We start from the raw sequence: 24616 nt of genomic DNA on the forward strand, positions 1-24616 counted from the left end.
TTGCTCATCATAAACTAAAAAATAAACATGAAAAAACTAATGCTATTACTGGCTTTAATAAGCCAGGGGGCAACTCTTTTTGCCCAAAAATCGGCTGATGCTGATGTGGAAAAGTATATTATTAATGATAGCGTGCTTATTAAAACCCCGCAGGGGCATACGTTATCGGCTGTTGTTGTGCGCCGGCGCGATATGGCCGGGCCGCAACCGGCAGCCCTGTTGTTTTTTATTTACTCGGATACTAAAAGAAGTTTGCTTGAAGCCAAATACGCTGCAGATCGTGGCTACGTGGGCGTAGTGGCCGATGTGCGTGGCAAGCGTTTAAGCCCCGAAGAAGTGATCCCCTATGAAAACGATGCCGAAGATGTTTATTGGGTAATTGACTGGATAAGCAAACAAAGCTGGAGCAACAGCAAAGTGGGAATGTATGGGGGCAGTTATTCGGGCTTTGCGCAATGGGCAGGTTTAAAATATAAGGTGCATCCCGCGCTCAAAACCATTGTACCCTATGTTTCGGCAATTCCGGGTATGGGGCTGCCTATGGAAAACAATGTGTTTATTAACGCCAATTATGGCTGGGCCTTTTACGTAAGCAATAATAAATACCTGGATACCGCTACTTACAATAACCAGCAGCGCTGGCGTAATTTAAATGAAAACTGGTACCAAAGCGGAGCTGCCTATAACAAAATTGATAGTGTTGACCATGCGCCTAATAAGTGGCTGCAGCGATGGCTTAAGCACCCCGATTTTGATAAATACTGGCAAGCTATGATCCCATACGGTAAGGAATTTGAAAAAATCAATATCCCGGTGCTGGCTTTTGATGGTTATTATGACGACGGGCAAACATCCGGCTTATATTACCTGCGCCAGTTGGCCAAATATAACCCCAGGGCCGACTATTACCTGATACTTGGCCCGTACGACCATTTTGGCGCACAAAGGGGAGGCGAACCTGTTTTACGGGGCTACAAGGTTGATTCGGTAGCTATCATCCACACCAAAGCAATTACTTTTGAGTGGTTTGATTATATCATGAAACAAGGTAAAAAGCCTGCCATTATCAAAGACAGGATCAATTACGAGGTTATGGGTGCCAACCGCTGGGATCATGCCCCATCCCTGGATAAAATGTACCAAAGCATGCTCCGGCTTTACCTGAGTAATGTAAAAAAGGATGATGGGTTTAGGTTATCTTCCCAAAAGCCGGTTAAACCGGCATACCTTGAACAGGAAGTTGACTTTGCCGATCGCACTACATCCAATAACTACGCATATCCGTTCCCTATTATTCAAAAAGATGTTTACAGCAACGGGTTTACCTTTATAAGCGACAGTTTAAAACAACCACTTATTGTGAACGGCGCCTTCCTTGGGCAAATCACGGCTGCTATAAACAAAAAGGATTTTGACTATAGTGTAGTACTTTATGAAGTGATGCCCAACGGCGGATATTTTGAGCTTACCTACTTTTTGGGGCGGGCCAGCTATTCGTGGGATATCAGCAACCGCAAACTGCTGCAACCAGGAAAAATAACAACGCTACCGTTTTCGAATACAAAGGTGGTAAGCAGGCAACTGCGCAAAGGCAGCCGCTTACTTGTAATTATCAACGTAAACAAAAACAATTTTTGCCAGGTTAACTACGGCACCGGTAAAGAAGTAAGCCAGGAAAATGTTAACGACGCCAAAACACCACTTAAAGTAAAATGGTACAACAGTAGTTATATCGATGTGCCGGTATCAAAATGAAGGCTGTACGACAAACTTGGCTGTACACGCAGGGTAAACGCATCTAACTGGGTTAACATAACTTAACACATTTCAGATAAAATATTTACAAATACTTTATAATCAATATTTTATATTTTATTATGGTTAACACTAAAATCATCGCCCAATTTAGCATCCAAATATTTGTGCCGGTTGCTGGCCAATATATTCGATCATCAATTAATGACATTTATTGTAACCGTTTTTTCCGGCATCAACGGGTCATATTTACGAACGGGACACTTACGCAGGTAAATATCGTGTCAAATAAAACAGCATGTTCTCAATTATAAAACAAGTCGGGCTCTATTAGTGTTAGTTATTGTACCTGCTTAACACAAGGATGATTATGGATACCTCGACATTAAAAACCATTGCTTACCAACTGATGCAAGGCAACAAAGGTTTGCTGGCCATGGACGAAAGCACTGCCACCTGTAACAAGCGTTTCCAGGAACTGGGCATCCCACAAACTGAAGAATATCGCCGCAAATACCGTGATCTGATTGTAAACGCACCAGGGTTGGAGGAATACATTAGCGGGGCGATCCTGTTTGATGAAACCATAAAGCAAAGTACTGCCGATGGCACGCTGTTCATAGATATTTTAAAGCACAAAGGGATAATTCCGGGTATTAAAGTTGATGAAGGCGCTATACCTATGGCTGGTTTTCCCGGCGAAAAGATAACCGAAGGGCTGGATGGCCTGGGCGACCGTTTGAAGAACTACTATAAAATGGGCGCCCGTTTTGCCAAATGGCGGGCTGTTATCACTATAGGCGCCGATATCCCGTCGCCAACCTGTATAAAGGCAAATGCTTACACCCTTGCCCGTTACGCCATGTTTTGCCAGGAAGCCGGTTTGGTACCCATTGTGGAGCCCGAAGTAGTGATGGATGGCGATCATTCGCTCCAAAAATGTGCCGAGGTTACTACCGAGGTAATACATGCCCTATTTAACGCCTTGTACCAGCACCGGGTCGACCTGGAAGGCATTATCCTGAAACCTAATATGATATTGCCGGGCGAAAATAGCCCCGAAAAGCCGGGTTTAGACGAAGTGGCCGAAGCAACCATTAAATGCTTCTTAAAAACCGTACCTGCATCGGTACCTGGCATAGCCTTCCTTTCGGGCGGCCAACAGGCAGCGCTTGCTTCCGAAAGGTTAAATCGTATGCACACCCGCTTTGGCGATGTAATGCCCTGGGTGCTTACTTTCTCTTTCTCGAGAGCGATACAACAACCAGCGCTGGAGCTTTGGAAGGGTAATGATGATTACATTGTTGCAGCCCAACGTGCATTAGTACACCGCGCTGCTTGCAATAGTGCCGCCAAAATGGGTGTATACAGCGCCGATATGGAAACCGGCCCTCAGTAGTTGTTTGCCGATTACGCCCTGTTTGGTAAAAATCTGTCGGTTGTTATTTTTCTAATGACCGGCACGCCCTTTTGAAAAACTTACTCCTTTATTCACGCTGTCCTATCCAGTCAGCCAAAAGTCTTAACTTGATTCCTGACTCTTGCCTCTGTTCTCCCGCTCTGTAACAATCTTTAAACATGCTCAAATAAAAAAAAGCATTAATTTGCGCTTTAAACATAAGTTGACACTCATGAATAAATATTTACTCACCATTCCGGCGTTTGCCTGGGTTATGTCGGCGTATGCCCAGCAGGGTAGCCCCTTAACCACAAAGGACTATGAACATGCCGAAAGTTTTATGACCTACAATACCGCCCCGTTTGTTGACAGGGCCGATGTAAGGCCTAACTGGCTACCAGGCGATAAATTCTGGTACCGGGTACTCACCGCCCAGGGCAGCGAATTTGTATTGGTTGACCCGGTTAAGAAAACACGCGAAGCAGCTTTCGACCATCAAAAACTGGCCCAACTGCTGTCAGCGGCTTCGGGCAACAAATACGATGGCAATATGCTGCCTTTTCAAACCATCAACTTCTCGGCAGATGGAAAAAAAATAATGTTTACGGCAGCCGATAAACACTGGCAGTATGACCTGACCACAGACCTGGTTACTGCCGGGGCGGAACCGGAACGGGGCCGCATGCAGCCTGGCGGACGCAGGGGCAAAACAGAAGAAGTATTATCGCCAGACGGCAACCGGGCAGCCTATATCAAAGATTACAACCTTTGGGTGCGCGATACAAAAACAGGCAGCCAAACCCAGCTGACTACCGATGGTATTAAAGATTTTGGCTACGCAACAGATAATGCAGGCTGGCAAAACTCCGACGCGGCAATTTTACGCTGGTCGCCCGATTCAAAGAAGATAGCCACCTTTAAGCAGGATCAGCGTAAGGTAAGCGATATGTACCTGGTTACCACCAATGTGGGCAAACCGGTATTAAAGCAATGGAAATACCCTTTGCCGGGCGATGAAATTGCAATGATAACCAGGGTGATTATTGAAGTAGACCATCCTAAAGTAATTACCCTGCAGGTACCCCCTGATGCACACCGCGCTACGCTGAGCGACGACATCAGCAGTAGCGGCACATTTGATGATGTGGATTGGAGCTCCGATGCTTCGAAACTGGCCTTTGTATCCACATCGCGCGATCATAAAAACGAGAAATTCCGCATTGCCGATGCAGCCACGGGCGCAGTTAAGGAGGTTTTTGAAGAAACCGTGAAAACTCAGTACGAATCGGGCTGGGGTACTATTAACTGGAAGTTTTTGCCCAAAACCAACGAGATCATCTGGTTTTCTGAGCGCGACAACTGGGGCCATTTGTATCTGTACGATGCAGCCACCGGGAAGGTCAAAAATCAGATTACCAAAGGCGATTTTGTAGTAACCAGGCTGTTGAAGGTTGACGAGAAAACCCGCACGGTTTATTTTATTGCCGGTGGCCTTGAAAAGGAAAACCCATATTACAGCCAGTTATGTAAAGCAGGCTTTGATGGTAAGCATTTTACCGTGCTTACGCCCGAAGAAGGCAACCATAATATTACCCCATCGCCGGGGGGAGGTTATTTTGTTGACAGCTACTCTAAACCAGACGTTCCGCCGGTTACCGTTTTACGCGGCATGGATGGCAAGCTGATAACCAACCTGGAAAAAGCCGATGTATCAAGGCTAACCGCTACCGGCTGGAAAGCGCCAACCCCGGTTAGATTAATTGCAGGTGATGGCAAAACCGATATTTACGGATTGATTTTTACGCCGACCAACATGGATGCCGGTAAAAAATACCCGGTTATTGATTACATATACCCCGGTCCGCAAGGCGGGAGCGTAGGCAGCTGGTCGTTTGTGGCTTCAAGGGGTGATAATCAATCACTGGCCGAGCTTGGTTTTATTGTGGTAGTAATTGAAGGTACCAGTAACCCGCTGCGTTCAAAAAGTTACCATGACATGAGCTACGGAAATATGTCTGAAAATACTTTGCCCGATCAGGTTGCAGGTATCAGGCAGTTATCAAAACAATACCCCATTGATACCAATAAAGTAGGCATATGGGGCCACTCGGGCGGTGGCTTTGCAACGGCTGCGGCCATGTTCCGCTACCCCGATTTCTTTAAGGTGGGCATCTCCGAATCGGGCAACCATGATAACCGCAACTACGAGGACGACTGGGGCGAACGGTATGACGGCCTGGTATCAAACTCCGATTATGCCGCCCACGCCAACGAAACGTATGCCAAAAACTTAAAAGGCAAGCTAATGCTGGCCCACGGTTTAATGGATAATAACGTACCACCGTACAATACCCTGTTGGTTATTGAAGCGCTGGAAAAAGCGAACAAAGATTATGATCTGGTAGTGTTCCCCAACATGGCGCACGGTTATGGCCCTTACTCGCCCTACATGATGCGCCGCCGATGGGATTACTTTGTGAAAAACCTGTTGGGCGCAGAACCGCCGCATGAATACGTGTTGAAATCGAAAACAGATCCGAGGAATGTGGTAAAGTAGAATAATAATATCGAACACCGGATAACCAATGTAGAATGATGAAGTAAATTCATTATTCGATATTCAAAATTCGGTGTTCGATATTTAATTGGGTTATTTATGTATTTAGCTTAATATCACAGCTTCCCCTTTAGCCTTTCCTTAACCCCGCTTTCCCATTCATCTTTTAAAATACTCAGTACGATAGAGTCGCGCCTGCCTCCATCTTCCAGGGGCATGTTACTGCGTAAAATGCCTTCAACCTGGCAGCCAATGCTTTTCATGGCGGCAATGCTGCGCTCGTTACGTGCATCGGCCCTGAATTCAACCCGCATCATATTCAATTCTTCGAACGCGAATTGCAACAGCAAAAATTTACAATGTTTATTTAAACCAGTTCCCCTGAATTTCTCGCCATACCAGGTATAGCCCAGCTGAAGCGAGTTTAGCTTGGGCTGTATATCGTAATAACGGGTACTGCCTGCAAATTCGCCGGTTTGCTTGTCAATCACTATAAAAGGATATTCACGGCCTTCTGCGAGGGCTTTGAGGGCGTCGTTAACATAACGGCGCATGCCATCCTCGTATTTGGCGCTCACGTTGGAGTATTGCCAGGTAGTAGGCTCATTAATAGCAAAAGGCAGTAGGTTTTCAAGATCATCGGCCTGTAAAGGGCGTAGTATTACGCTGTCATCCTCTAAAGTATAGTTGGCTGTTGTGTCAAAATGAGAGATCATTAATTATTGGATTTTTTATAAATCTACAGGAATAAAGTGGCTCCCTCATCCATAAAAGTTAAATTTTCAGGAGTGGGCCAGCCTGTAAGTAATAGTAAAATCGGCAGATTCTGAAGGGGAAGTTATCTTCAAAAATAAAGGCCCTGTCATCCTTGACATATTTAATATTTACACAAACATTGGCTTTTAACGCTGGCTAAGACTCACCCGGCGAGGCTACGCCCGCCACCCTCTCTTCGGCTTCGCCGGAAAGAGGGGCTTGGAAATTTATTATTTATTTTTTTTTAATGTATTGATATTCAGCGTTAAAAAACCTCTTTCCACCGCAGGTGAAGATAGGGTGGCGGGCGTAGCCTCGCCGGGTGAGTCTTCGCCTTCATGCTATATACGCCATTCCCTTCAGAAATTTACGAAATTTTACAACTCAGGATATCAATCTATTATATATTACAAAGCGCCATTTTTTATTACTGTTTATCTGCCATCACCTGCTCATACATCTGGTCAAACGGTTTGTTCTTCAGCTCGATGGCTACGCCGGAGTTGCGTTGCTCGCAAAAGCGGAGCATCTCGAAGCAATCAATTAAAATATTATCGTCTACACCTTTAAAAGTCATTTCCACAACTTTGCCCGATACCTTGTAGTATTCCTCCAGCGCGCGTAGCCCTTCTTCGGTTATTTTAATGAGTTTGGCGCGTTTATCATCCGGCGATGTCCGCTCGTCAATTTTCTTTTCGGTTATCAGCCGGTTAATTACCTCCATGCCGGTGGTGGTTTCGGCAAACATGTAGTTGATCAGGTCGCTTTTTCGTACCTCGCCTAAATAATTAAGGCCGTTAAGGTAGTAGAAACTTTCGGCGGGGGGCAAGGCAATATGTTTTACCGCCGCACGGAAATAAAGACTGTATGCACTCATGATGCGACCTATTGTTTTTAACAGGAAAGCGCCATTCATAATGCGTTCGCCTTTTTTGCCCGGGTGTTTGGGCTGTGGCCGTTGTTTTTGCAGGTAGTATCTGCAAAATGTTTCAACGGTTTGGTCCGTGCTCACCTCCTCAAATTCCGACCACGCTTTAATTAATTCGACTACTGGCTTCATGATGTTCCTATTTCGGTATAAAAATAAAAAATTATTTCTAAAAAGTTTTAATTATTCCTAAATGGTAATATATTTGAAAAGTTATTTCGGATCGGTTTTAATTATTATTCAAACATTTAAAATGTTTTTGATTATCAATCGTCCAATAAAGTAGCGTTTATTTGTAATATACTTTTACGGCATCTAATATAACTTGCATATGCAACCCAATAAAACCAAACCAAATCAAAAACCACCCGGCGTATTCAGCCTGCTGAAGCCATACATGGGCTGGGTTACACTATTATTAATATTTTCTGTAGCGGCTACGGCAATTAACCTTTGGCTACCTAAAATAATTGCCAATGGAATTGATGCCTACACCCATCACCAATTTGTGGTTAATGATGTAATTAAAAAGTTTTCACTGGCGGCTATATTGGTATTTGTTTTCAGCGCGATACAGGGTGTTATACAAACCTATTCATCTGAGTTGGTGGCTAAGGATCTGCGCGAAAAGCTGGCAGATAAAATTTCGCGCCAAAGCCATGCATTTATTGAGCAGGCCAATCCTTCAAAACTGTTAACCAACCTCACCGCCGATATCGACTCCATAAAGCTGTTTGTATCGCAGGCGCTGGTATCAATTGTTACATCGCTTTTTACCATTATTGGCTGCAGCGTAATGCTGCTTATTATCAATTGGCGGCTGGCACTGGTAGTTATTGTTATTATCCCCATCATAGGCGGTACGTTTGCGTATGTTTTAAAAAATGTGCGCGCGCTGTTCATGAAAAGCCGAGGGGTGATAGATACACTGAACAAGGTTATTAACGAAAGTATTTTGGGCGCGGCGTTAATCCGGGTCATCAACTCGCAACAATTGGAGTTTAACAAATTTTTGGCCGCCAATACCGAAGCCAAAAATTACGGCCTAAAAATCCTCACTTTTTTTGCCGGGTTAATACCTATAGTAACCTTTACTGCCAACATGGCCTCGTTAACCATTTTGGTAATGGGCGGACATTTTGTGATAAACAGCAGCATGAGTCTGGGCAGTTTTGCGGCGTTTTACAGTTATTTGTCGCTATTGATATTCCCGATATTTGTGCTTGGTTTTATGAGCAACCTGATAGCGCAGGCCAGCGCGTCATATACCCGCATTGGTGTGGTTTTGGATGCACCGGATGTTGCCGAAGGCGGCGATTTAAAAGAGGTGCTGCGCGGAGACGTGGAACTGAGGGATGTATCGGTTGCTTACGGGCAAAAACTGGCGCTTAAGGGGGTATCGTTAAAAGTTACCGCCGGGTCAAAAATTGCCATCATCGGGCCAACATCAGCAGGTAAAACCCAATTGCTTTACCTGTTAACCGGGCTTATTAACACAACAAGCGGCGAAGTGTTATACGATGGTAAAAGTATAGCTGCTTATGACAGCGAATCGTTTCACCGGCAGGTAGGTTTTGTTTTCCAGGATAGCATTATTTTTAATATGAGCATCCGCGAAAACATTGCTTTTAGCGATACGGTAACCGACGAATCGCTGCAAAAGGCGATTGATACGGCTGAGTTGAAAGATTTCATTAGCAATTTGCCCGATCATTTAAATACCATCGTATCCGAACGGGGTTCCAGCCTGTCGGGTGGCCAAAAACAGCGCATTATGCTGGCCAGGGCATTGGCGGTTAATCCCAAGGTTTTATTGCTGGATGATTTTACAGCGCGGGTAGATGGAAATACCGAAAAGAAGATATTGACCAATATTCAACAAAATTATCCGGGCTTAACATTAATATCTGTTACCCAAAAAATAGCCTCTGTTGAGCATTACGACCAGATAATTTTACTGATGGAAGGTGAAATGGTTGCCAGCGGCGTACATGACGACCTGATGAAAACCAGTACCGATTATGTACAGATCTTTAACTCGCAGCAAAGTACAAGTAATTACGAACCGGGAGTTGTTCATTAAGTCTTGAGTCTTAAGCCAAAAGTCCTGAGTTAAAAGGTAAGTTTGTTTTCCTGCTTAAGACTTAAAACTCAAGACTTCCGACTTAGAACTCTGGACTTAAGACTTCCGACTTAGAAGTGTCACAAAAAATATTATCACAAAATGAATTACGATCTTAACCAGCTTAGTAAAACTGCCCCAAAAACATCAACCTGGGCGGGTCTTGGCAAGCTGATCCGGCTGATATCGCACGAGCGGCGGATACTTATCATGGCACTTATTGCCATACTAATAAATTCTTCACTCAACCTTTTGGGTCCGTTAATTATAGGCCGCACCATTGATAAATATATCCAGCATAAAGATTTTGCGGGCGTTATTCACAATGGCATATTGTTATTGTGTATGTATGCCGTTGCGTTGTTTACCAGCTACAAACAAACCACGCTAATGGGCGGTGTAGGGCAGCGCATGCTGTTTACACTGCGCAATTCCATCTTTAATAAGCTGCAGCAATTGCCCGTAGGTTTTTTTAACCAAAATAAGGCAGGCGACCTGATATCGCGCGTAAATAATGATACCGATAAGCTGAACCAGTTTTTTTCGCAATCGCTGATGCAGTTTATCAGCAATATCTCTATCATGATAGGGGCGGGGATATTTTTACTGGTTATTAATCCCGAACTGGGGGCTGCCGCGCTGTCACCGGCTTTAATTATTCTTGCTTTAACACTGATATTATCGCCATGGATTAAACGAAAAAATGCGGCCAGCCTGAAAAGCACCGGTGGCCTGAGCGGTGAGATACAGGAAAGCCTGAACAACTTTAAAGTGATCATTGCCTTTAACCGCCGCGATTATTTCAGGAAGCGTTTTGGTATTGCCAATACTGCAAATTACAATGCTGCTATTGGGGCGGGCCTGGCCAGCACTGTTTTTATACCGGTTTACGGTTTTTTTGCCAGCATGGGGCAGCTCATCGTGTTGTCGTTTGGTATTTATCTTATAGGTAAAGGGCTTTTCACTATTGGTGTCCTGGTAAGTTATTTATCATACGCCACTAACTTTTACAACCCACTAAGGCAACTGGCCGCGCTGTGGACAAATTTTCAGCTGGCTATGGCCGGGTGGGACAGGATATCGCAGATACTATCGTTAGAGAGTGACCTACCACAGATAGCCGTTGGCATTACCGAGCCCAACGCAGCGTTGCTGGAGTTCAGGAACGTGCATTTCAGTTACGATGAAAGCAAAGAGATATTGCACAACGTTAACTTTAAACTGGAACAGGGTAAAACCTATGCCCTGGTTGGCCCCACAGGCGGTGGTAAAACCACAACGGCGTCGCTCATAGCCCGCTTGTATGATCCATCGAAAGGATTGGTATTGCTGGATGGCAAGGATATCCGCACCTATACTGCCGAAGAGCGCAGCCTTAAAATCGGCTTCATTTTACAGGAACCGTTTTTGTTTAGTGGTACCGTAAAAGATAACATCCTGTACAATAACGATATGTACAAGGAGCATACCAACGACGAATTAGAAAAAGTAATTACAGATGCCAACCTGGGCAGTTTGCTGGCCATTTTTGAGAATGGGCTGGAAACACCGGTACTTTCGAGCGGAGATAGTATTAGCCTGGGCCAAAAGCAACTGATTGCCTTTATGCGCGCCGTACTGCGTAACCCGCAGTTATTGATTTTGGATGAAGCCACCGCCAACATTGATACCATTACCGAAAAACTGCTGAGTGATATCCTGAACAAACTGCCCGAAACTACCACCCGGGTAATTATAGCCCACCGCCTGAACACCATTGAAAATGCCGACGAGATTTTCTTTGTAAATTCCGGTGAGGTGATTCGCGCAGGTGGCTTAAATGAGGCGATTGATATGCTGCTGCACGGGAAGAGGGTGAGTTAGGAGAAAAGAGTCAAGAATTAAGAGTCAAGAATCAAGACAGGAGCTTGTTGGACACGTTGTGCGCAGCTGCCGCGAGTTTAGCGTAAGCGTAACTCGTGGTATGCATAATTTAAGCTTCCAGCTTAAATTTAATTTGTTAATTTAACCTCATGAGCAGCAATTATAAATTTCGTAACCAGGAATGTTTATACTTTGCAACTTTTACGGTTGTAAGATGGATAGATGTATTGACCAGGAGAGCGTATAAGGATATCATTGTAGAAAGCCTTAAATATTGCATAAAACATAAGGGACTTCAATTACATGGCTGGGTTATTATGAGTAACCATGTGCATTTAATTATCAGTACAAATGATAAGCCCATGCAGGATATTTTACGGGATGTTAAAAGGCACACTTCAAAAGCGATAACCAAAGCTATTATCGAAAATGTGCAGGAAAGCAGGCGTGAATGGATGTTGTGGTTTTTTGAGCGTGAGGGCAAGAGTAACCCCAATAACGAAAATTACCAATTTTGGCAACAAGGCAATCACCCGATAGAAATATATACAAACAAGGTACTTGATCAGAAACTTGATTATATTCACAATAACCCGGTAACAGCTGGCTGGGTTGATGAACCACACCATTTTCTTTACAGTAGTGCAAGAGACTATGCCGGAGGTAAAGGCTTAATTGATATTATATTGGTTTAGTTTCATAATTTAAGCTGGAAGCTTAAATTATGCATACCACGAGTTACGCTGCGCTAAACTCGCGGCAGCTTTAGCGTAACTCGGGGTATGCATAAGGCTTTTTGAATGCTGCGTTATACCTAAGGTTGTTATATTTATGCAAATGATTTTTGGAATACAATGGCAGATAAAATTAAAAGTGACTTTGAGGTAGTTACGGCCGAATCGCGCAAATTGGCTATAGCCTGGCAGCATGGCTTTATCAATTACGATCACTTTTTTGTGGCTATGTTGCAAAATAAATGTAAGGCTACAAAATATTTTGACCATTTTGATTCGGATTACTGGGAAGCAAAAATAAAAGCGTTGTATCCTGCAACAGGTAAGCAAAAACAGCGGGATTTGATGCCGTTAACTGTAGAGGCCGAGCTTGTTATAAATCATGCTTACCAAATATCGGGCATTGATGATTTTGCCCCAACCAATACCATACACCTGTTGCTGGCTATTTTAAGTTACGATAATGAGGTAAGCAAAGCTTTTTGCCAGGCAGGGATATTAATTGAAGATATTACGGGTGCTGAATTTAAAAATCCGGTAAAACAGTTTCCATCTCCCGTAGAGGCTATTCGGGAAAAACCATATAGCAAAGCAGAACTCTTTTTTTTGTCAAAAGCATCGAAAAAGAAGCGGGTTGACGCTTTGTATCGAAATGCCCTTAACTTTTATTTTTATGGACAATTCGATGATGTTTTAAAAATATGCCGGATAGGTTTAAGTCTTTTGCCCAATTATATGCACTTCAAGGTGTTAATGGCTTTCGCCAGCCAAAAGCTGCGTGATTTCGATTTAGCATTGTCGCTAATGACTGAATTGGCAGAGCTTAAGCCCGACGACATTGATTTAAGCCTTTCATTGTCACTTCTGTATGGTATGATGGGAAGGTACGTGGAGTGCGGCGAGATGTTAGACGCTCTTTTGCAGGTACAACCGGATAACGTATCATTTTTAAATAACAAAGGCTTTAACCTGCAATTACAGGAGCGTTATGCTGAATCGGTGCCTTTATTTGAGCAGGTTATACAGGCAGATCCTTCAATTGCCTATGTCTGGAATAACTTAGGTTTCTCGAAGTTCAGGCTGGGAGAGAAGGAGCAAGGGGTGGGCATGATTAATAAATCGCTTGAGCTGGATAAGGGAAACCCGTACGCGTACAAGAACCGAGGTATTGTTTTGATGGAGCAAGGACACAAAATTGAAGCAAAACAAAATTTTAAACTTGCTCTGAAATTTGGCTACACCGAAAACTATGGTGATGAAGTGTCAAAATTGTTGCATAGCCTAAGCCCGGAGGATCCTAATTAAACGTTGCAAAACGCAAAATAGCCCGGATGATGATTCATCCGGGTTATCTAATTCTTCAGCAATGGGCTACTTAAAAGATCCTCATTTTAACTCAGCCGCGAAACCGCCGTTACGTACCATGGTGATGATCATTTTATCGCCGGCTTTTACCTGTTTGGTTTTACGGCGGTAATCCATAGCCTGGCTGCCCGCGTTTATGCCATCTTCAAACCATGTTATGGTATAGGTTTTGTCTTTATCCAAAAAGTCGAAATTGATTTCCAACCCCCTGGTTTTTTCTTTGCCATTGGTTATGCCACCGATAAACCATTTTTCGCCTTTGCGTTTGGCTACAACTGCAACCTGGCCGGCATCTGCAATTAGCGCCCGGGTTTCGTCCCAGGTGGTGGGCACGCTGGTTATAAATTCGGTACAATCGGCGTTGCGGTAGTAAAGCGATGGGTTATCGCACAGCATTTGTACACCGCTTTCAAATACCACATACATGGCCAACTGGTTAACCCTGGTGCCTATGGCAGCCGCATTGGGGCGTTGTGCACTGTAAACGTTAGGCTGCATGTTTATCATGGCCCCCGGTGTAAAATCCATCGGGCCTACGGCGTTACGCATAAATGGGAGGTAAGTGCTGTTATCGGGCGAGCAACCCCCCATTTGTTCAAGGCCGCGAACTCCCTCGTACGATATGAGGTTCGGATATTTATATTCGAGCCCTGCAGGTTTAAAGGCACCATGAAAATCAACAAAAACCTGGTTCCTGGCCGCTTCTTTAACCACATCTTCATAGTATTTTACCATCCATTGGTCGCTGCGGTCCATAAAGTCAATTTTAACGCCTTTAACGCCCCATTCGTGGAAGGTTTTAAACAAATTCATATTATTATGTACGGTAAGCCATGTGAGCCATAAAATGACGCCCACATTTTTTTCCTTGCCATAACGGATCAGCTCTTTCAGGTCTACCTTCGGATTGGGCGTGTACGGGTCGGTTGTGCTTTTGGCCCATCCCTCGTCCATCACAATATATTTAACGCCGTATTTGGAGGCAAAGTCGATATAGTATTTGTAGGTATCCAGGTTATACCCCGACACAAAGTTTACATCGGGCCCATAAGGGGTAGCATCGTTCCACCATTCCCAGCTGGCCTGGCCGGGTTTAATCCACGTGGCGTCGCCAATAACGCTTTTTGACGATAACCTCAACGTCATGGTGTTTTCTAACAGTTGCTTATCGGTTTTAGCTATTACAAAATACCGCCACGGAAAATTACGGGTGCCGGATGTTTTGGCAATATAATCTGCCGATTTTAAGATCTTCTGGCTCCGGTCGCCGTCGGGGCCAAATTCCAGCGGAACTTTTGGAAACGTAGCTTCGGCGCCGTTGCTGCCTGTGCCTGTTAAAAACATGCCCGGATAATCGGAAAGGTCGGCTTCGCTGATCAGTATTTTATAGTTTTGTTTGGTATCTATCAACACCGGCAGGGTCGACATTTTGTCGGCCGGTTTCCATGAAGCCGACGAAACGCGTGTATAAGCATCTTCGTATGAGGTTTTAAAGCCACCTGGCTGCTGCAGGGTTAACGCGTAATCTTCAGGAAAGTTTATACCAAAATCCTCGCTCATTACCGTTACATCTCCCTTTTTTTGGGCTATAAAACGGTATGCTATCCCATCATCAAAAGCACGGAATTCTACCGAGTAGTTCCCTTTAAAGTTTAATAGCACGGCATTATAAATGCTTTTAACGGTCGAGAATTTCAGGGAAACATATGGTTTGATGGTTTCTTCGCCATGTATACGCTTTGAGTTCAGAAGTTTGGGGTTTTCGCCTAAGCTAACATCATTAAGATTAAGTGCCAGGTGGCTTCTCGTTAGCAGTTCTTTACCGTTGCCATATACGGAGTAATATATTTTATCGCCGGTAGTTATAGTTACCTTAAGCTCGCCATTTGGCGAGGCCAGATCAATAGGTTTGTCCTGGGCAAACAGCCTGCCCGTGGCGACAGATAACAAGATAAGGCAACATAGATATTTTTTCATAAAACGGATAACGCTGTAATTGGGTTTATTGGTGAATGATGGTATTGTTGGCAAATTGCCGCAAGCATTGGCTGTGCAAATGGTGCGCTGATAATTTAGTACAGGCAATGATAACGAAACATTACCGGCCACTTTTTATCAATAGCCAAAGTTAATGTTAAGTAGTTAAAATAAAACCAGGCCAATGGCCGCGCAATGTGGATTAATCACTCATAAAACCGGGATAGCCGGGCTTATGGGTGATTTTTTGAAGCCGGTACCACTGGTAGTAGATGTAGCTTCTGAATACTAATTTGCTGATAATTTGTGTTTTAAATAACACTCTAAGTCCGGCAAGATGATTTCCCCCATTGATTTTAATAACAAGGTTCTGCAAAACTTTCAAGATACAATTCAATATCGAAATGTATAGGCCGACAATAAATATGTACGTTTTAACAAAAATGGCAATCAGATAATTTATCCTTTGGGTTGTTGTAAAATTAAAAGGTGGTGAAGGTGCGGCAAAGGTGTTGCACTGGCATTACTAAAGTGGGGGCAAAGGTGCCCGAAAGGTATCATGGGTGCTGGCTTTAAAAGTCAGACGAGCGGATAAACCTAATAATGCAGAAGATACATCCGATAATACCGGCTTTTAAAATAGTTGTCGGATTAACACTAAATAATTGCATAATTATTTTTACACTTGCATATAAACTCTAACTAAATTATGCAGAAGTATAGCGGCCAGAAGCGCATCTTAGTGGCTACCGATTGTATCATTTTTGGATTTGATGGCTGGAATATCAAATTATTGCTGGTTCAGCGTGGCCTTGAGCCCGAAAAACATAAATGGAGCCTGATGGGCGGCTTTATTCAACCTTCGGAATCGCCGGATGATGCTGCTAACCGCGTTTTGGAGTTGCGTACCGGGCTTAAAAATGTGTATATGGAACAGTTTCGCGTATTTGGCAGTCCTGACCGTGACCCGGTTGAACGCACGCTTTCGATAGCTTATTTTGCATTGATAGATATTCATCAATATGAAAAACAACTGAGTGATGAATATCATCCTGAATGGTTTTTGCTGGATGAAATGCCCGACCTCATATTTGACCATGCCCAAATGGTTAGGTTGGCACTGAGACAGTTGCGCTATAAAGCTGCGCTGCACCCGATCCTGTTCCAGCTTTTGCCCGAAAAATTTACCATCCCGCAATTGCAGGCGCTATACGAGGGGGTTTATCAAACCAAATTCGACGACAGGAATTTTAGCCGTAAACTGTTATCAACCGGTTTGTTGGTTAAGCAACCCGAAAAGGATAAGTTGTCCTCAAAAAAAGGAGCATTTTATTATAAGCTCGACCAATCGCACTACGAACAAAACTTCGAGTCGTTTTTAAATCTTGTACCAAACCCCGAGAAGTTTTTTTAAGACATATTGAACATCAAACAAGGTTTTTAGGCAATAATATTGTAAATGTTGTACCCTTGCCACGGGCAGATACCACATTAATGCTGCCCCGGTGCTTTTCGATGATGCCAAATACAATTGACAAGCCCAGGCCGGTGCCTTCGCCTACATCTTTAGTAGTAAAAAAAGGCTCGAAAATCCGGTTTTTAGTCTCGTCGTCCATCCCTATGCCAGTATCGGCAATTTCGATGGAAATATGACTGGGCAGTTCACTGGTTGTTATCACCAGGCTATTGCCCTCGTGCTGTTCTTTTGCTTTAATAGCATGTATGCTGTTTCCAATCAGGTTTATCAATACCTGGTTAATTTTCCCCGGATAACAGTTTATAGGTTTAATATTGTTTAAAACGGTTTTAACCTCGATGTAATAGGGGATAGTGCTTTTTAAAATAAGCAGATTGGCCCGTATGGCTTTATTGATATCAAGTTTCTTTAAAATCAATTCATCGGTGCTGCTAAAGGTAAAAAGGCTTTTAACAATTTCGGTGGTACGTTTGGCGCCCTCTTCAATGCCGTTTAACAGTATATGTATCTCGTCCCTTATAAAATCTGGGTTGATGGTTTGCCGGTAAGCCTGCGCTGCGCCGATATATTCTGCGCTATCTGGGTTGTTTAATACATCATCATATTTATTAAGCAAAGTAAATAATTCATCTAAATCAAGACGCAAAGGACTGATGTTTGAACTCACAAAGTTGATGGGGTTATTAATTTCGTGCGCAACACCTGCGGTAAGGCGGCCAAGAGATGCCATTTTTTCGGTATCAACCAACTGGTGCTGCGTGCTCTTAAGGTTATCAATAATTTTCGAAAGGTCTTTATTGGCATTTATCAGTTCACTTGTGCGCTCTTTTACTTTATTTTCGAGCGATTTATTTTGCTGCATAATTAATCGTTGATTTTCCCTGGCAACAGAAATGGCGAAGTTTTGTGCCTCTATTTTTTGGTTCCGGTAAAGGTTAATCTTATCTGCCAATGCGCCCGAAAATAAAACTATGCCAATTACTAAACTTAAAGATGTAAGGTTGGCTGTAAAAATATTGTTCGGGATAATATCTTTAGTTTGCGCTGCTGATATTAATATGCCAACAAAAAGAGTGCCCCAGCCCAGCATAAACAATTTGGCAGGTTTAAAGCCCTTTACATACAAATAGGTAACTATGAAAAGTAGGTAGATGGCGCTGAAAATCATCGTGATATTAATGATTCCGTAAGAGAGCGCGGTGAATTTGCCAAAAATTACGATGGTGGTAACGATGTATATTGCAAATAACAGCAAATTAATATTGTAGCCCGCCCTTAGGTTTCCTTTTAACTGTAAAAACTCGCCGGCAAATAGTAAAGTAAATACGCCAAAACACACCCTGGCCAAAGGGATGATGTAATTGTTAAAGGTAATTTTATCGTCCGCGAGGTAGTTCCCATATCCCCGCCTGAAGGTTAGGTTTAACCCCATGAAAATAATAAAAAAAACGTAGTAGAGATAACTAAGGTCACGTATGATAAAAAAAAGCATTAAATTGTACAATACGCTAATAATAATAGCCCCCACAAATGCGGCAGTAACCACGTTTTCGATGTTTTGACTCCTGAAAAACGACCATTGGCTATAAACTTTTATAGGGATAACCGACCATAGGCTACTTTTAACGCGCAGATATATTGTTTTTGATGAACCAGGTGGTAGCGGTAAACTAATGCTATTTGGGCTTTGCAATTTCGACTGACTGGGCTCATCGCTGGCCGTTAGATGGCAGATTTTATTTGCTTCATTTACATAGTACAAATCAAAAGCGTCAATAATTCCCGCGCCGGTGTTTACCAATATATTGGGCTCATCGTCGCTGTTTTTGATAGTAGCCTTTAACCAAACAGTCGAATTAAAAAAAGTCGACATAGGCAGGGAGTTAAGGCTCGTTTTAAAAGCTGTGCTTTTTATCACCTGGTTTGCAGCCAGGCTTCCGGATGGATCTTCCAGTTCGTAAAAATAACTACTGGTTAGCAGCTTTGATTGGTTGTTATTAATTACAAGCGTATCTGCATTATGTGCAAAAACTATAGCGTTTTGGAATAGTAAATATGTGGCTAACAAAAATTTCTTCATATTTACTTATTGTAATTTTTTGATAGCGCAATATTTGCTAAAAAATGGGCAAAAGTTAAAACTTTCTATAAATTTACTTTACAAACCAATTATCTAAACCAGTTTTACCTAATTTTTTCGCTATGCCCGTTGGAGTATTGTATGTTGATGATGAGATAAATAACTTAAATAGTTTTAAAGCGGCGTTCAGGCGGAGTTTTAATATTTATACGGCGCAATCGGCAGCCGAGGGGTGCCAGGTACTGCAGGCTTATGAGATAGGTGTTATAATTACCGATCAGCGAATGCCGGTTACAACCGGTATCGAATTTTTAGAATCGATTTTACCTTTGTATCCCGATACCATCCGTATACTTTTAACTGGTTTTTCGGATGTTAACGCGGTGATGGATGCAATTAACCGGGGGCAGGTTTACAAATACCTGGTAAAACCCTGGCAAAACGACGAACTGAAAATTTACATTCAAAATGCTATTGAAATATATGAGCTGCGAAAAGAAAATAAGGAACTAACCTATAAGCTTCAAATCGCTAACCTTGAACTTGAGTCGCTCCATAAAACCGGGGGATAGTTTAGGTTTAATACAGGTTTAACGGTCATCACACTACTCTTTAATAACCAACGGATGTTTAGTATTTCAAATCTTACGTTTCAAAGCTAATATGATATGAAAACGATTTGCAAATTTAATTTGTATGATTGTTTGCATAAAGCAAAGGGTAAAAGGCTCAAATCTCAACTGATAAATCTTATATCCATTTTCGTTTTTTTAATATTTTTTAATTCAGGTGCAAAGGCGCAAAATGGTTTCTCGAACCAGGGGACCGAATTTTGGACGGTTTATATGGATCATATCGATCCACCTACCACAAGCGATCCCAGGGGCAACGTGAGTAAAATGGACCTTTATATTACCGCCGATGTAAATACCAGGGTAACTGTTGCTATTGCCGATGGCACTTTTTCTGAAAGTTACGATGTAGTGGCGAGGCAAATACTTACGGTAGAAATACCGGGAAGCGCTTTTATTGACCAGCAAGGTCTGAGCTTAAAAGGTATTCATATCACATCACAAAAGCCGGTTGCTGTTTATGCCCATATTTTCGCTCAAAGTGTTTCGGGCGCCACCCTTTTGTTGCCTGTAAATGTGCTTGGCAAAGATTATCTTTCTATCAATTACACCCAGCAATCCAATTCCCTTAGCACCGAAAAAAAACCATCTTATTCCACATTTGCAGTTATTGGAACTGAAGATAATACTACCGTAGAAATAACACCAACCACATACCTGCTTAATGGCGAGCCGCCGGGCAAGCCTTTTACTGTAAATTTAAACAAAGGCCAGGTGTACCAGGGCCTGGCAAATGACGATTTAACAGGTACACGTATCCGCACCATAAGTACCCAGGCCGGATCATGTAAAAAAGTTGCCGTTTTTTCGGGGAGCTCAAAAATACTTATCGGTTGTTTAACCAAAAACAATACATCTGACAACCTTTTCCAACAGGTTTATCCCACCGCTGCCTGGGGTAAAAATTATATCACTGCACCCTTAAAAAGCCGCTATTATGATGTTTTCAGGATTGTTAAAAGCGATCCTAACACAACCGTAAACCTAAACGGCGCTAATCTTTCACCGTCGGATTTTGTAAACGGACGTTATTACGAGTTTAATTCAACCAGCCCTAATGTTATTAAAGCTGATAAACCTGTGCAGGTTGTGCAGTATGCGGTAACACAATTTAAAACAATTAACTGCATTGATACCGCACTTGATATCGGCGATCCCGAAATGATTTATCTTAATCCGCTTGAACAAACGCTTGATCATGTCACCTTAAATTCAACCGGTAATTTCAGGATAGCAAATAACTATATTAATGTAATTATAAAAACTGCTGCCGTGCCCACCTTTGCGCTCGACGGTAAACCGTATACTGAATTTACCCCCGTAAGCAATAATCCGGTTTATTCATATGCCCAGATATATGTTTACAACGGGGTTCATCATATAAGCGCGTCCGACGGATTTAACGCCATTGCCTACGGCTTTGGTAACGCCGAATCATACGGCTATGCTGCGGGCACCAACTTGAAAAACCTAACCCGGTTTATTGCTTTGGATGATCCTAAAACCAATACTACTACATTGAACGGCTGCTCTGGCGTAACCTACAAAATACAATTAACCCTGCCCTACAAAACAACGCACATCAAGTGGGATTTTAAAAATGGCATCGTATACGATGATAGCAACCCGGTTGTAAAATCAACTTCGGTAAAGGGCGGGCAAACTTTGTATTTATATGAGTATGCAGCCGATGCGGTTTATAATGCAGGCGATTACTCTATATTAGCAACGGTATTTAACCCGGTTGCTGATGAATGCGGTTCGGACGAGGATGTCGAGCTTGACTTTAATATCTCTGATCCGCCTGTTTCAAAATTTAACTTTTCGGGAGCATGTTTGGGCGATACCACTTTTTTTAGAGATACATCGGTAACCAACGGCCGCGAAATTAAAACATGGTTATGGGATTTTGGCGACGGATACACGGATGTGGTGCAAAACCCATCACATTTTTATAAAAAGGCCGGAGAATATACAGTCAGGCTTACTATTACCAATGAAAATGGCTGTACCGATATATCGGAGGCTTCAAAAGTTAGTATCAGCAATTTGCCTGTAGCAAATTTTGACGTTGCTGCTTCAGGTTGTCCTAAGCAGGATGTAAGTTTTACAGATCGGTCTGTAACCGCTGATGGCACAATATCAAAATGGATATGGGATTTTGGAGATAGTACTGCCGTGATAACTAAAACAGATAAATCGCCCATTGCACACGTTTACCAGGCTGCAGGTACTTATATTGCAAAATTAACCGTAATAAATGCCAATGGTTGCGCCGGGTTGGTTAAACAAAAGGCCGTAGTAATAAGCCTGCTTCCCGTTGTAGATTTTGTTCTGCCAGACGCCTGCGTTGCCGACTATGTTCAATTTAAAGATAGTAGCATGGTAGCCGACCATACAGAAGCCGATTTTATTTACCACTGGGATTTTGGTGATATTAACGCCATTGCCGCCAACAACACATCTGCCGAAAAAAATCCGCGACATCATTATACCGAGGCCCGCGATGATTACCAGGTGAGTTTAACAATTACTTCAAAATATGGCTGCACATACACCCAAACCAAAACTTTTGTAGTTAACGGCGATATTCCTAAAGCAAACGTGGTGTTAAAAGATCCCTCGGCAATATGCAGCAACAAGGAGGCCTTTTTTGAAAACCGGTCGACAGTTAATTTTGGTAACATAACCCGGTTGGAGGTTACTTTTGATATGGCAGATGCCTCATCATTGAGGGTTTATGAACACCCGGTTTACGGGCAGCAGTTACGCTATACTTACCCCATATTTACCGATGGCGACCGTACTTTTAATGTGCATGTTGCTGCTTATTCCGGGGGTGTTTGTGCCAATATTCAGGAATTTCCCTTAGTTGTAAAAGCTACCCACATTATTACTTTAGCGGCAGTGCCACCAATTTGTCCCGAGGCTACCGCTATACAGCTTGCTCCTTTAAGTATAGTAGGCCAGCCTGGCAGCGGCTCATATTACGGCAGTGGAGTAAGTTTAAACGGCTTATTTAACCCGGCTGTGGCTGGTGTAGGCACTGTCAATATAAACTATGTATATACAACTGCAAATAGTTGTCCTGATACTGTGAGCCAACAAATTGTGGTATCCCCTTCGCCAATTGTAACTTCAGAGGGGGCAGTAACGATGCTTGAGGGTGCAGCGATTACGTTAAAAGCATCAGCAGCCGGCCATAACCTTAGTTATAAATGGTACCCTTCAATTGGCCTTGATCATGATGATGTATTGAACCCTATAGCAAGCCCTAAAGAAACTACGGGTTACCGTTTAACGGTAACATCTGCAGAAGGGTGCTCAAGTTCGGCAGATGTTACGGTGAAGGTTTTAAAATACCTGGTAATTCCAAATGCATTTACACCTAACGGAGATGGACGAAATGATGTTTGGGATGTTAAATATTTAAATGATTATCCCGATAATACCGTAGCAGTTTATAACAGGTATGGCCAAAAACTATTTTCATCAGTTGGCTATCCAGTTCCATGGGATGGCAGATATAACGGGAATTACCTTTCGCCCGGCACCTATTATTACATTATCAACCCTAAAAACGGGCGCGGAATTGTATCCGGAAGTGTTACTATTATGAGATAATTAATGGTTTTGTAGATTACATAAAACGGCATTAATTATTAAAACATCGATATTTTAATAAATTCTATCGATAGAATATGTAATAGATACAGAGAAAGATTATATTCGTCAATTGGTTACAATGCACTCCGTAACGGCTAACAGAATGGATCTGGTTTGTCACCGGCAACGTGTTGTTGAATAATGAAGCCTAAACCGGACGGAATGTTATTAGGGTTTTTGTAGCCATCATAAGATAAATTGATGAAGAGAATTTTTTACGCTATTGTTTTTTTTATTGCAGGTGTACATTTTGCGTATGCGCAGCAAAAGCCTCAATACACCCAATATATTTTTAATAATTACCTGTTAAATCCAGCCTTAACCGGCATCGAAAATTATACCGATGTTAAAGCAGGCTACCGTAGCCAATGGACTGGTTTGGAGGGGGCACCCACAACCGGCTATTTAAGTATCAATGCGCCTATCGGCGACAGGTTTGTACAGGGGGATGCGACGGCCTTCCCCGCAAGTGGTGGGCTTAATCCCTCAAGCAGATTGTATACCCAACAGTACCAGGCTGCGGAGCCCCATCATGGTATTGGCTTAACGCTTGTTTCTGATAAAACAGGGCCCATAAGCCAAACAACTATCGATGCTACTTATGCATATCATTTAGGCCTTACCGATAGGTTAAACCTGGCGGTTGGTGTATCGGCAGGGGTGAGCCACAACGTGCTCGATCGAGCTGCACTTCATTTTGGTGGGGTAGATGATTCTGATCCAATTTTGGCCAACCTAAACACTAATCAGTGGAAACCCGATTTGGCTTTTGGAGTTTGGGCTTACGCTTCTGATTACTTTTTTGGAGTATCTGTGCAACAAATATTGCCGCAAAGCCTGTATGTAACCGGGTCATCATCATTAAACAAAACAGTGCCGCATTACTTCTTTACGGCGGGCACCAAGCTGTTTTTGTCTGATGATGTTACACTTATCCCCTCGGTATTGGTTAAAGTAATAAAGCCGGTGCCTACTACTTTTGATGTAAACATGAAAGTATCGTTCCAGGACAAATTTTGGTTAGGCGGCTCATACCGCCGCAACGATTCTTTTGCGGCTATGGTTGGTTTTAACCTCAGCTCGTTTATAAATGTTGGTTACTCTTATGATTTTACCACCTCGGCCCTAAACACCGTAAGTAACGGATCGCATGAAATTGTCATCGGAATCCTCCTTAATAACCGCTATAAAGTTACCTGCCCGCAGCATACGTTTTAGATTTCAGATGGGCAGATTTCAAATGTGCAGATTGGACTTCGTTATAAATAAAATGCCCCGATTGAATTCAATCAGGGCATTTTCTAT

The 24616-nt window shown here is 42.9% G+C and carries 15 protein-coding genes; 11 read left to right on the forward strand and 4 right to left on the reverse strand.

Annotated features, from left to right (window positions below):
* Positions 1-27 precede the first annotated feature (27 nt).
* The 3 genes from ACFGVS_RS00345 (at position 28) to ACFGVS_RS00355 (ending at position 5711) form a co-directional block, all read left to right on the forward strand.
* Positions 28-1755 carry a CocE/NonD family hydrolase gene (locus tag ACFGVS_RS00345; protein WP_439696966.1) on the forward strand — a complete coding sequence of 576 codons (1728 nt, stop codon included), beginning with the start codon at positions 28-30 and terminating at the stop codon, positions 1753-1755.
* Positions 1756-2125: 370 nt separating this feature from the next.
* A complete protein-coding gene (locus ACFGVS_RS00350; protein WP_439696967.1) occupies positions 2126-3154 on the forward strand; it encodes a class I fructose-bisphosphate aldolase in 1029 nt (342 codons plus the stop codon).
* A gap of 232 nt (positions 3155-3386) precedes the next feature.
* The gene (locus ACFGVS_RS00355) at positions 3387-5711 is read left to right on the forward strand and encodes a DPP IV N-terminal domain-containing protein (protein WP_439696968.1); all 2325 of its coding nucleotides are present in this window, start codon (positions 3387-3389) and stop codon (positions 5709-5711) included.
* Between the two features lie 116 nt (positions 5712-5827).
* Here ACFGVS_RS00355 and ACFGVS_RS00360 read toward each other — a convergent pair whose 3' ends face one another.
* Positions 5828-6427: a GNAT family N-acetyltransferase gene (locus ACFGVS_RS00360; RefSeq protein WP_439696969.1), complete on the reverse strand. Its 600-nt coding sequence runs from the start codon at positions 6425-6427 to the stop codon at positions 5828-5830.
* A gap of 467 nt (positions 6428-6894) precedes the next feature.
* Complete coding sequence (locus ACFGVS_RS00365) at positions 6895-7527, reverse strand: MarR family winged helix-turn-helix transcriptional regulator (RefSeq protein ID WP_090652935.1); 633 nt, start codon at positions 7525-7527, stop codon at positions 6895-6897.
* A 199-nt stretch (positions 7528-7726) separates the two neighbouring features.
* Here ACFGVS_RS00365 and ACFGVS_RS00370 point away from each other — a divergent pair, with 199 nt between their 5' ends.
* The 4 genes from ACFGVS_RS00370 (at position 7727) to ACFGVS_RS00385 (ending at position 13419) form a co-directional block, all read left to right on the forward strand.
* Entirely contained in the window at positions 7727-9478 is a 1752-nt protein-coding gene (locus ACFGVS_RS00370; RefSeq protein ID WP_439696970.1) for an ABC transporter ATP-binding protein, read from the forward strand.
* Positions 9479-9619: 141 nt separating this feature from the next.
* The gene (locus tag ACFGVS_RS00375; protein WP_439696971.1) at positions 9620-11380 is read left to right on the forward strand and encodes an ABC transporter ATP-binding protein; all 1761 of its coding nucleotides are present in this window, start codon (positions 9620-9622) and stop codon (positions 11378-11380) included.
* A gap of 149 nt (positions 11381-11529) precedes the next feature.
* A complete protein-coding gene (locus ACFGVS_RS00380) occupies positions 11530-12075 on the forward strand; it encodes an REP-associated tyrosine transposase (protein WP_439696972.1) in 546 nt (181 codons plus the stop codon).
* Positions 12076-12234: 159 nt separating this feature from the next.
* On the forward strand, positions 12235-13419 hold the full coding sequence (locus ACFGVS_RS00385) for a hypothetical protein (RefSeq protein ID WP_439696973.1): 1185 nt from the start codon (positions 12235-12237) through the stop codon (positions 13417-13419).
* 81 nt (positions 13420-13500) lie between these two features.
* On the opposite strand, the gene ACFGVS_RS00390 is transcribed toward ACFGVS_RS00385, so the two are convergent.
* A complete protein-coding gene (locus ACFGVS_RS00390) occupies positions 13501-15588 on the reverse strand; it encodes a glycoside hydrolase family 97 protein (RefSeq protein WP_439696974.1) in 2088 nt (695 codons plus the stop codon).
* 577 nt (positions 15589-16165) lie between these two features.
* On the opposite strand from ACFGVS_RS00390, the gene ACFGVS_RS00395 reads away from it, so the two are divergent.
* A complete protein-coding gene (locus tag ACFGVS_RS00395) occupies positions 16166-16870 on the forward strand; it encodes an NUDIX hydrolase (protein ID WP_090652941.1) in 705 nt (234 codons plus the stop codon).
* A 13-nt stretch (positions 16871-16883) separates the two neighbouring features.
* Here the strand turns inward: ACFGVS_RS00395 and ACFGVS_RS00400 are convergent, their stop codons facing one another.
* A complete protein-coding gene (locus ACFGVS_RS00400) occupies positions 16884-19013 on the reverse strand; it encodes a sensor histidine kinase (RefSeq protein WP_439696975.1) in 2130 nt (709 codons plus the stop codon).
* A 122-nt stretch (positions 19014-19135) separates the two neighbouring features.
* Between ACFGVS_RS00400 and ACFGVS_RS00405 the strand changes: the two genes are divergently transcribed.
* The 3 genes from ACFGVS_RS00405 to ACFGVS_RS00415 all read left to right on the forward strand — a co-directional run bounded on the left by ACFGVS_RS00405 (position 19136) and on the right by ACFGVS_RS00415 (position 24529).
* Positions 19136-19585, forward strand: a complete 450-nt coding sequence (locus ACFGVS_RS00405) for a response regulator (RefSeq protein ID WP_090652943.1) — start codon at positions 19136-19138, stop codon at positions 19583-19585.
* Positions 19586-19681: 96 nt separating this feature from the next.
* On the forward strand, positions 19682-23269 hold the full coding sequence (locus ACFGVS_RS00410; RefSeq protein WP_439696976.1) for a PKD domain-containing protein: 3588 nt from the start codon (positions 19682-19684) through the stop codon (positions 23267-23269).
* Between the two features lie 243 nt (positions 23270-23512).
* Positions 23513-24529, forward strand: a complete 1017-nt coding sequence (locus tag ACFGVS_RS00415; protein ID WP_274208721.1) for a PorP/SprF family type IX secretion system membrane protein — start codon at positions 23513-23515, stop codon at positions 24527-24529.
* The last annotated feature ends 87 nt before the right edge of the window (positions 24530-24616 follow it).

The organism is Mucilaginibacter sediminis (assembly GCF_051903035.1).
Taxonomy (GTDB): Bacteria; Bacteroidota; Bacteroidia; order Sphingobacteriales; family Sphingobacteriaceae; genus Mucilaginibacter.

Excerpts from the sequence above, each read along its gene's own strand:
- ACFGVS_RS00355 (WP_439696968.1), top strand. The coding sequence starts at position 3,387 with ATGAATAAATATTTACTCACCATTCCGGCGTTTGCCTGGGTTATGTCG.
- ACFGVS_RS00360 (WP_439696969.1), bottom strand. The coding sequence starts at position 6,427 with ATGATCTCTCATTTTGACACAACAGCCAACTATACTTTAGAGGATGAC.
- ACFGVS_RS00375 (WP_439696971.1), top strand. The coding sequence starts at position 9,620 with ATGAATTACGATCTTAACCAGCTTAGTAAAACTGCCCCAAAAACATCA.
- ACFGVS_RS00345 (WP_439696966.1), top strand. The coding sequence starts at position 28 with ATGAAAAAACTAATGCTATTACTGGCTTTAATAAGCCAGGGGGCAACT.
- ACFGVS_RS00410 (WP_439696976.1), top strand. The coding sequence starts at position 19,682 with ATGAAAACGATTTGCAAATTTAATTTGTATGATTGTTTGCATAAAGCA.
- ACFGVS_RS00350 (WP_439696967.1), top strand. The coding sequence starts at position 2,126 with ATGGATACCTCGACATTAAAAACCATTGCTTACCAACTGATGCAAGGC.
- ACFGVS_RS00415 (WP_274208721.1), top strand. The coding sequence starts at position 23,513 with ATGAAGAGAATTTTTTACGCTATTGTTTTTTTTATTGCAGGTGTACAT.
- ACFGVS_RS00400 (WP_439696975.1), bottom strand. The coding sequence starts at position 19,013 with ATGAAGAAATTTTTGTTAGCCACATATTTACTATTCCAAAACGCTATA.
- ACFGVS_RS00380 (WP_439696972.1), top strand. The coding sequence starts at position 11,530 with ATGAGCAGCAATTATAAATTTCGTAACCAGGAATGTTTATACTTTGCA.
- ACFGVS_RS00385 (WP_439696973.1), top strand. The coding sequence starts at position 12,235 with ATGGCAGATAAAATTAAAAGTGACTTTGAGGTAGTTACGGCCGAATCG.
- ACFGVS_RS00395 (WP_090652941.1), top strand. The coding sequence starts at position 16,166 with ATGCAGAAGTATAGCGGCCAGAAGCGCATCTTAGTGGCTACCGATTGT.
- ACFGVS_RS00365 (WP_090652935.1), bottom strand. The coding sequence starts at position 7,527 with ATGAAGCCAGTAGTCGAATTAATTAAAGCGTGGTCGGAATTTGAGGAG.
- ACFGVS_RS00370 (WP_439696970.1), top strand. The coding sequence starts at position 7,727 with ATGCAACCCAATAAAACCAAACCAAATCAAAAACCACCCGGCGTATTC.
- ACFGVS_RS00405 (WP_090652943.1), top strand. The coding sequence starts at position 19,136 with ATGCCCGTTGGAGTATTGTATGTTGATGATGAGATAAATAACTTAAAT.